The following is a 6362-nucleotide window of genomic DNA, read 5'->3' on the forward strand; positions in this document are numbered from 1 at the left end:
CGAGGAGATCGCCATGAAGACCCCGATCCTGATGGCCGGACTCTGCCTGGCACTGGCCGCCTGTGCGACCACCGGCCGGCTCAGCAGTACCGAGAAACTGGATCTGTACCGTGCCCACGCCGGCGCGCCGCAGAATGACATGCAGTTCTTTGGCAGCCTCAATGGCTGGACCGAGCTGGGCGACAGTGCGCTGGCGGTGTGGACCCGTCCCAGCGAAGCCTATCTGCTGGAGTTGAATGGCCCCTGCCAGGACCTGCCATATGCGACCGCCATCGGCCTGACCAGCAGCATGGGCCGTGTGTCGTCGCGCTTTGACAAAGTGCTGGTGCGCGACCCCACCGGCGGCCCGCGCCTGCCGTGCTTCATCAACAGCATCCGCAAGCTGGATGTGAAGGCGCTGCGCGCGTCCGAGCAGGAGCTGCGCCAGGCGCAGGTGCAGGAGCGCGAGGAAAACGCGAAATAGCGCGGTAGTCCCGGCCGCTGGCCGGCATCGCGCAGATGCCAGATTGCCGGCCAGCGGCCTGCACGACCTGCCTGTCAGGCTTCCGGGGTGAAGCCGGCCGGCTTTTCCGCGTCCTTCTCGAACAGGAACTTGACCAGTTCGCCTTCAAGGAACGCACGATGTTCCGGCGTGCGCGGCGACAGCCGGTTCTCGTTGATCAGCATGGTCTGGTGGGCCAGCCACGCGGCCCAGGCCTGCTTGCCGATGTTGTTGAAGATGCGCTGGCCCAGCTCGCCGGGGTAGGGCACGAAGTCCAGGCCCTCGGCATCGCGTTGTTCGTACTGGCAGAAGACGGTTCGGGGCATGGCATTCACTCGTGGTTGCGGGGTTTGCTGGAATTTCGTTTCGGCGTCTTGATCGTGGCGCCGTCGAGCAGTTTGCGGATCGGTGCCGGCAGGCCCAATGCGGGTAGCTCGTCGTTGGCGACCCAGCGCAGCGTGGGTTCTTCCACGCGCAGGCCGCGCACCTTCCGTGACAGTACCTGCAGGTGCAGCCTGTAGTGGCTGAAGGTGTGCTGCAGCACCGGCAGTTCCTCTGCATCTTCCAGCGAGCCGTCGACATGTGCGTCGAACCAGTCCTGCAGGTCGCTGCCGGCCTCGGCCTGCGGCAGCGTCCACAGCTGCGCCCAGATGCCGGTGTCCGGCCGCTTCTGCAGCAGCACGCGCTGCTGGGCGTCGCGCAGCAGCAGTGCAACTGCTTCGCGTTCGGGCAGGGTCTTGCTGGGCTTGGGCGTGGGCAGTTCAGCGGTGCGGCCTTCGCGCCGCGCCACGCATGCGTCCTGCAGCGGGCAGATCACGCAGGCCGGCTTGGCCCGGCTGCATACCGTCGCGCCCAGGTCCATCTGCGCCTGGGTGTAATCGGCCATGCGCCCGGCCGGCACCTGCGTGACGTGCGCGTCGGCAATCGCCCACAGTTGTTTCTCGATGGCCGGCAGGCCGGGGAAGCCGTCGATGCCGTGATAGCGGCTGAGTACGCGCTTGACGTTGCCGTCGAGAATCGCGAGCGGGTCGTTCCAGGCTTGGCTGAGGATGGCGCCAGCGGTGCTGCGGCCGATGCCGGGCAGGGCATGCAGTGCATCGAAATCGCGCGGCAGGTCGCCGTCGTGCAGTTCCACGCAGCGCTTTGCCGCGGCATGCAGGTTTCGTGCGCGGGCGTAGTAGCCGAGCCCGGCCCACTGCGCCATCACTGCGTCATTGCTGGCGGCAGCGAGGTCGGGCAGGGTCGGGAAGTGCTGCAGGAACCGCTGGAAGTACGGGATGACCGTGGCCACCTGGGTCTGCTGCAGCATGATTTCCGACAGCCAGACCCGATAGGGGCTGCGCGGGTGCTGCCAGGGCAGGTCATGGCGACCGTGGTCGTCGAACCAGTGCAGCAGGCGGGCGACGAAGTCGTCTTCCTTGGCAGTGTCGGCGCTGGCGTGCGGCTGGCGGGGCATGAGTGTTCCGGAAGGAGGCAGCCACCCATGGGGTGGCTCTACCAGATCGCAGTAGAGCCACGCCATGCGTGGCTGCACGGTGTATCAGGCGCCCAATGCTTCGGGCAGCAGGGCGTCGACGAAGGCTTCCGGGTCGAACACGCGCAGGTCTTCCGGGCGCTCGCCAATGCCGGCGAAGCGGATCGGAATGCCGAACTCGCGGGCCAGTGCGAATACCACGCCGCCCTTGGCGGTGCCGTCCAGCTTGGTCACCACCAGGCCGGTCACGTTCACTGCGGCATTGAACTGGCGCAGCTGCGACAGCGCGTTCTGGCCGGTGGTGCCGTCGATCACCATCAGCACTTCGTGCGGGGCGGTGGGATCGATCTTGCCGAGCACGCGGCGGATCTTGCCCAGCTCGTTCATCAGGCCTGACTGGGTGTGCAGGCGGCCGGCGGTATCGGCGATCAGCACCGAGGTGCCGCGGGCCTTGCCGGCCTGCAGTGCGTCGAATGCCACCGAAGCGGCATCGGCGTTCTGCCCCTGCGCGACCACGGCCACGCCGTTGCGCTCGCCCCAGGCCTGCAGCTGGGCCACGGCGGCGGCGCGGAAGGTATCGCCGGCAGCCAGCATCAGGCTGTGGCCGTCATCCTTGAAGCGCTTGGCCAGCTTGCCGATGGTGGTGGTTTTGCCGACGCCGTTGACGCCGACGGTGAGCACCACGAAGGGCTTGGCGTTGCGGTCGATCACCAGCGGCTTGGCCACCGGCTGCAGGATTGCGATCAGCTCGGCGCGCAGCGCGGCCAGCAGCGCATTGGCGTCGGCGAACTCGCGCGACTTCATGCGCTTGCGCAGGCCCTCGACCAGATCGGTGGTGGCGCCCACGCCGACGTCGGCGGTGATCAGGGCGGTTTCCAGCTCGTCCAGCAGATCGTCGTCGAGCTTGGGGTTGCGCGAGAACAGGCCGCCGAAGCTGCGCGCGATGACGCTGTTGCGCAGGCGTTCGCGCCAGCCGGGCTTGCCGGCGGGCGCCGGAAGGGCATCCACCAGCGCCGGCAGATCGGTGGCCGGGGCGGTTGGTTCCTCGACCGGAATGACCGGAGCCAGAGGAGCCAGCACAGCGGCCGCGGCGAGCGTTTCAGCCTGGACGTCCTCGGGCGCAATGGCCGGCTGCGCAGCTGGCACGGCAGGCACTTCGGCGACGGGGGGCTGTACGGCGACGGTGGCCGGTTCCGGTGCCTTGGCTTCGACCACCGCGGCGGTGGGTGCGTCTTCGGCCGGGGCGGCCGGCGGGAACGCCGCCGCCAGCTCTTCAGCCGAGTAGTGCTGGGTCTTGGGCGCCTCCGTGGTGGGGGCATCCTGGGGCTTCTTGCGGCGGAAAAAACTGAGCATTGGCAAAAGGCGCTGAAATCAGAGGGATATGCTACCACTCGGGCCTGTCGGGCCGATGTGGACTCAAGATCGCGGCCGGCCGGCCGCTAACCGGTCCGGAGGGTTGCGCGGAGCGGCCCGGAGACCGCCATGAACAACGTGATGGGAATCGCCCTAGGCGGCATGCGTGCGGCCCAGCAGGGCGTGCAGGTTGCAGCGCACAACGTGGCCAATCTGGCGACCCCCGATGCGCAGCGCCTGCAGTTGCAGCGCGGTGCCACTGGACAGGGCGGGGTGCAGGCCTCGGTGACTGCCGCCGGCGTCGATGTCGGTGCACTGCTGGGAGATCTGCTGGCGGCGAAAGCCGAGGTAGTGGCCTTCGCCGCCAATGCCTCGGTGATCCGCCGACACGATCAGATGCTGGGCTCGCTGCTGGATCGGGAGACCTGAGCAACACCGCTTTGGCCGGTGCCAACCGCTGCCCCTGGCAGGTGCCAACCTTGGTCGGCACTCATGGAGCAGTCGAGCATGGCTCGACTCTACAAATGCGCGTGAACCAGGGTTGGCCTCCATCGGGACGCTGCCCGGCACCCGATCTGTCGATCAGGCCGACAACTCCAGCAGCAGCTTGTTCAGGCGCGCCACATAGGCACCCGGGTCCTTCAGGCTGTCACCGGCGGCCAGTGCGGCCTGGTCGAACAGCACCCGGCCGAGGTCGTCGAAGCGCGCGCCATCGGCTTCGGCGTCGAGCTTGGCGATCAGCGGATGGCCCGGGTTGATCTCCAGCACCGGCTTGCTGTCCGGCACCTTCTGCCCGCTGGCTTCCAGGATCTGGCGCATCTGCAGGCCCAGGTCCTGCTCGCCGATGGCCAGCACCGCCGGCGAATCGGTCAGGCGGTGCGAGACGCGCACCTCGGCCACTTCGTCACCCAGGACCGTCTTGAGCCGCTCGACCAGGCCCTGCTTGTCCTTTGCTGCCGCTTCCTGTGCCTGCTTGTCCGCATCGGTTTCCAGTGCGCCCAGGTCGAGATCGCCACGGGCGATGTCGACGAAGCCCTTACCGTCGAAATCGGTCAGGTAGCCCATCAGCCACTCGTCGATGCGGTCGGTCAGCAGCAGCACTTCCACGCCCTTCTTGCGGAACACTTCCAGGTGCGGGCTGTTGCGTACCTGGCTGTAGCTCTCGCCGGTGAGGTAGTAGATCTTGTCCTGGCCTTCGGTCATGCGGCCGATGTAATCGGCCAGCGACACGCTCTGCGCATCGCCGTCGCCGCGGGTGGAGGCGAAGCGCAGCAGGCCGGCCACCTTCTCGCGGTTGTTGTAGTCCTCGGCCGGGCCTTCCTTCAGCACCTGGCCGAACTCCTTCCAGAACGTGGCGTACTGCTCGGGCTTGTCGGTGGCCAGCTTCTCCAGCATGTCCAGCGAACGCTTGGTCAGCGCCGATTTCATCGAATCGATGACCGGGCCGGACTGCAGGATCTCGCGCGAGACGTTCAGCGACAGGTCGTTGGAATCGACCACGCCCTTGATGAAGCGCAGGTACAGCGGCAGGAACTGCTCGGCCTGGTCCATCACGAACACGCGCTGCACGTACAGTTTCAGGCCCTTGGGCGCATCGCGGTGGTACAGGTCGAACGGCGCGCGGCCGGGCACGTACAGCAGCGAGGTGTACTCCAGCTTGCCCTCGACCTTGTTGTGGCTCCACGCCAGCGGGTCGCTATGGTCGTGCGCTACGTGCTTGTAGAACTCGGTGTACTCGGCGTCGCTGATCTCGGTGCGCGGGCGGGTCCACAGCGCGCTGGCGCGGTTGACGGTCTCCCACTCGACGGCGGTGCCTTCTTCGCCACCTTCCTTCGGCATCTGGATCGGCAGACCGATATGGTCCGAGTACTTCTTGAGGATGCTGCGCAGGCGCCAGCCATCGGCGAAGTCGTGCTCGCCGTCCTTCAGGTGCAGCACGATGCGGGTACCGCGCTCGGCCTTGTCGACGGTGGCCACTTCGAAATCGCCTTCGCCACGCGAGCTCCAGCGCACGCCTTCGGCTGCAGCCAGGCCGGCGCGGCGCGAGGTCACTTCCACTTCGTCAGCGACGATGAAAGCGCTGTAGAAGCCGACGCCGAACTGGCCGATCAGCTGCGAATCCTTCTTCTGGTCGCCGGACAGCTGCCGCAGGAAGTCGCCGGTGCCGGACTTGGCGATGGTGCCGAGGTGGGCGATGGCTTCGGCGCGGCTCATGCCAATGCCGTTGTCTTCGATGGTGATGGTGTGGGCGGCGGCGTCGAAGCTGACGCGCACGCGCAGCTCGCTGTCGCCTTCCAGCAGCGCCGGCTGGGTCAGGGCCTCGAAGCGCAGCTTGTCGGCGGCGTCGGCAGCGTTGGAGACCAGCTCGCGCAGGAAGATTTCCTTGTTGGAGTACAGCGAGTGGATCATCAGCTGCAGCAGCTGCTTGACTTCGGTCTGGAAGCCAAGGGTTTCGGTCTGGGTGGTCTCGGTCATCGATAGGGCTCCATGTGCAATGCCGCGCCAGCGCGTGCGGCCTCGCCAAGGGGTAGGGATGATTGTCCCGAAATCAAGGGGCTGGTCGGCAGGGCTTGCAGCCCTGCACCTGCCGGGGCCGAAGCAACAGCAACAGCAATAGCAACAGCGGGCTATCCTTGGGATGGCGGGGTGGTGTGGGTTGGCAGGACACGCCGTAAACCCGTCCATGGGGGCTCGATGGCGCCATCCATGGCGCCAACGGTCCTGCCAACCCACACCGCCCCGCCTCTGACAGGTTCACTCGGCTGTTGGTAGGTGCCGACCGTTGGTCGGTACATCTGTCAGATATCGAATGAATTCATTTGTGCCGACGAGAGCAGAAAGCCGTTCCGACAGATCGCAGGAAACTGTCGAAGGCGGGGTGGGTCAGGTTGTGGGGGTGTCCACGGCATGGATGCCGCGGCCAAGCCCCCATGGTGAAGTGACCCCCGGGAGTTGGACATCAGATCCAACCCCGAGGGATACATGAACAGATACGACGCGCGTTTCAAACTGCAGGTCGCCAAAGAGGCCTGCAAGACCTCCACATCGGTCAAA

Annotated in this window: 6 protein-coding genes; 2 read left to right on the forward strand and 4 right to left on the reverse strand. The window is 66.6% G+C overall.

The annotated features are described in order from the left end of the window. Positions 1-13 precede the first annotated feature (13 nt). Positions 14-463 carry a DUF6491 family protein gene (locus tag AC5P8U_RS11840; protein ID WP_065195830.1) on the forward strand — a complete coding sequence of 150 codons (450 nt, stop codon included), beginning with the start codon at positions 14-16 and terminating at the stop codon, positions 461-463. 74 nt (positions 464-537) lie between these two features. Here the strand turns inward: AC5P8U_RS11840 and AC5P8U_RS11845 are convergent, their stop codons facing one another. The 3 genes from AC5P8U_RS11845 to ftsY all read right to left on the reverse strand — a co-directional run bounded on the left by AC5P8U_RS11845 (position 538) and on the right by ftsY (position 3308). Further along, positions 538-807: an oxidative damage protection protein gene (locus tag AC5P8U_RS11845; protein WP_014036808.1), complete on the reverse strand. Its 270-nt coding sequence runs from the start codon at positions 805-807 to the stop codon at positions 538-540. A 5-nt stretch (positions 808-812) separates the two neighbouring features. Beyond that, on the reverse strand, positions 813-1937 hold the full coding sequence (gene mutY / locus AC5P8U_RS11850; protein ID WP_088496297.1) for an A/G-specific adenine glycosylase: 1125 nt from the start codon (positions 1935-1937) through the stop codon (positions 813-815). Positions 1938-2021: 84 nt separating this feature from the next. Then, positions 2022-3308, reverse strand: a complete 1287-nt coding sequence (gene ftsY, locus AC5P8U_RS11855) for a signal recognition particle-docking protein FtsY (protein ID WP_111007574.1) — start codon at positions 3306-3308, stop codon at positions 2022-2024. 129 nt (positions 3309-3437) lie between these two features. Here ftsY and AC5P8U_RS11860 point away from each other — a divergent pair, with 129 nt between their 5' ends. Then, entirely contained in the window at positions 3438-3737 is a 300-nt protein-coding gene (locus AC5P8U_RS11860) for a hypothetical protein (RefSeq protein WP_088496299.1), read from the forward strand. A 153-nt stretch (positions 3738-3890) separates the two neighbouring features. Here AC5P8U_RS11860 and htpG read toward each other — a convergent pair whose 3' ends face one another. After that, positions 3891-5783 carry a molecular chaperone HtpG gene (gene htpG, locus AC5P8U_RS11865; protein ID WP_088496300.1) on the reverse strand — a complete coding sequence of 631 codons (1893 nt, stop codon included), beginning with the start codon at positions 5781-5783 and terminating at the stop codon, positions 3891-3893. Positions 5784-6362: the final 579 nt, after the last annotated feature.

It is taken from the genome of Stenotrophomonas sp. YJH_SMC_81, assembly GCF_059370875.1.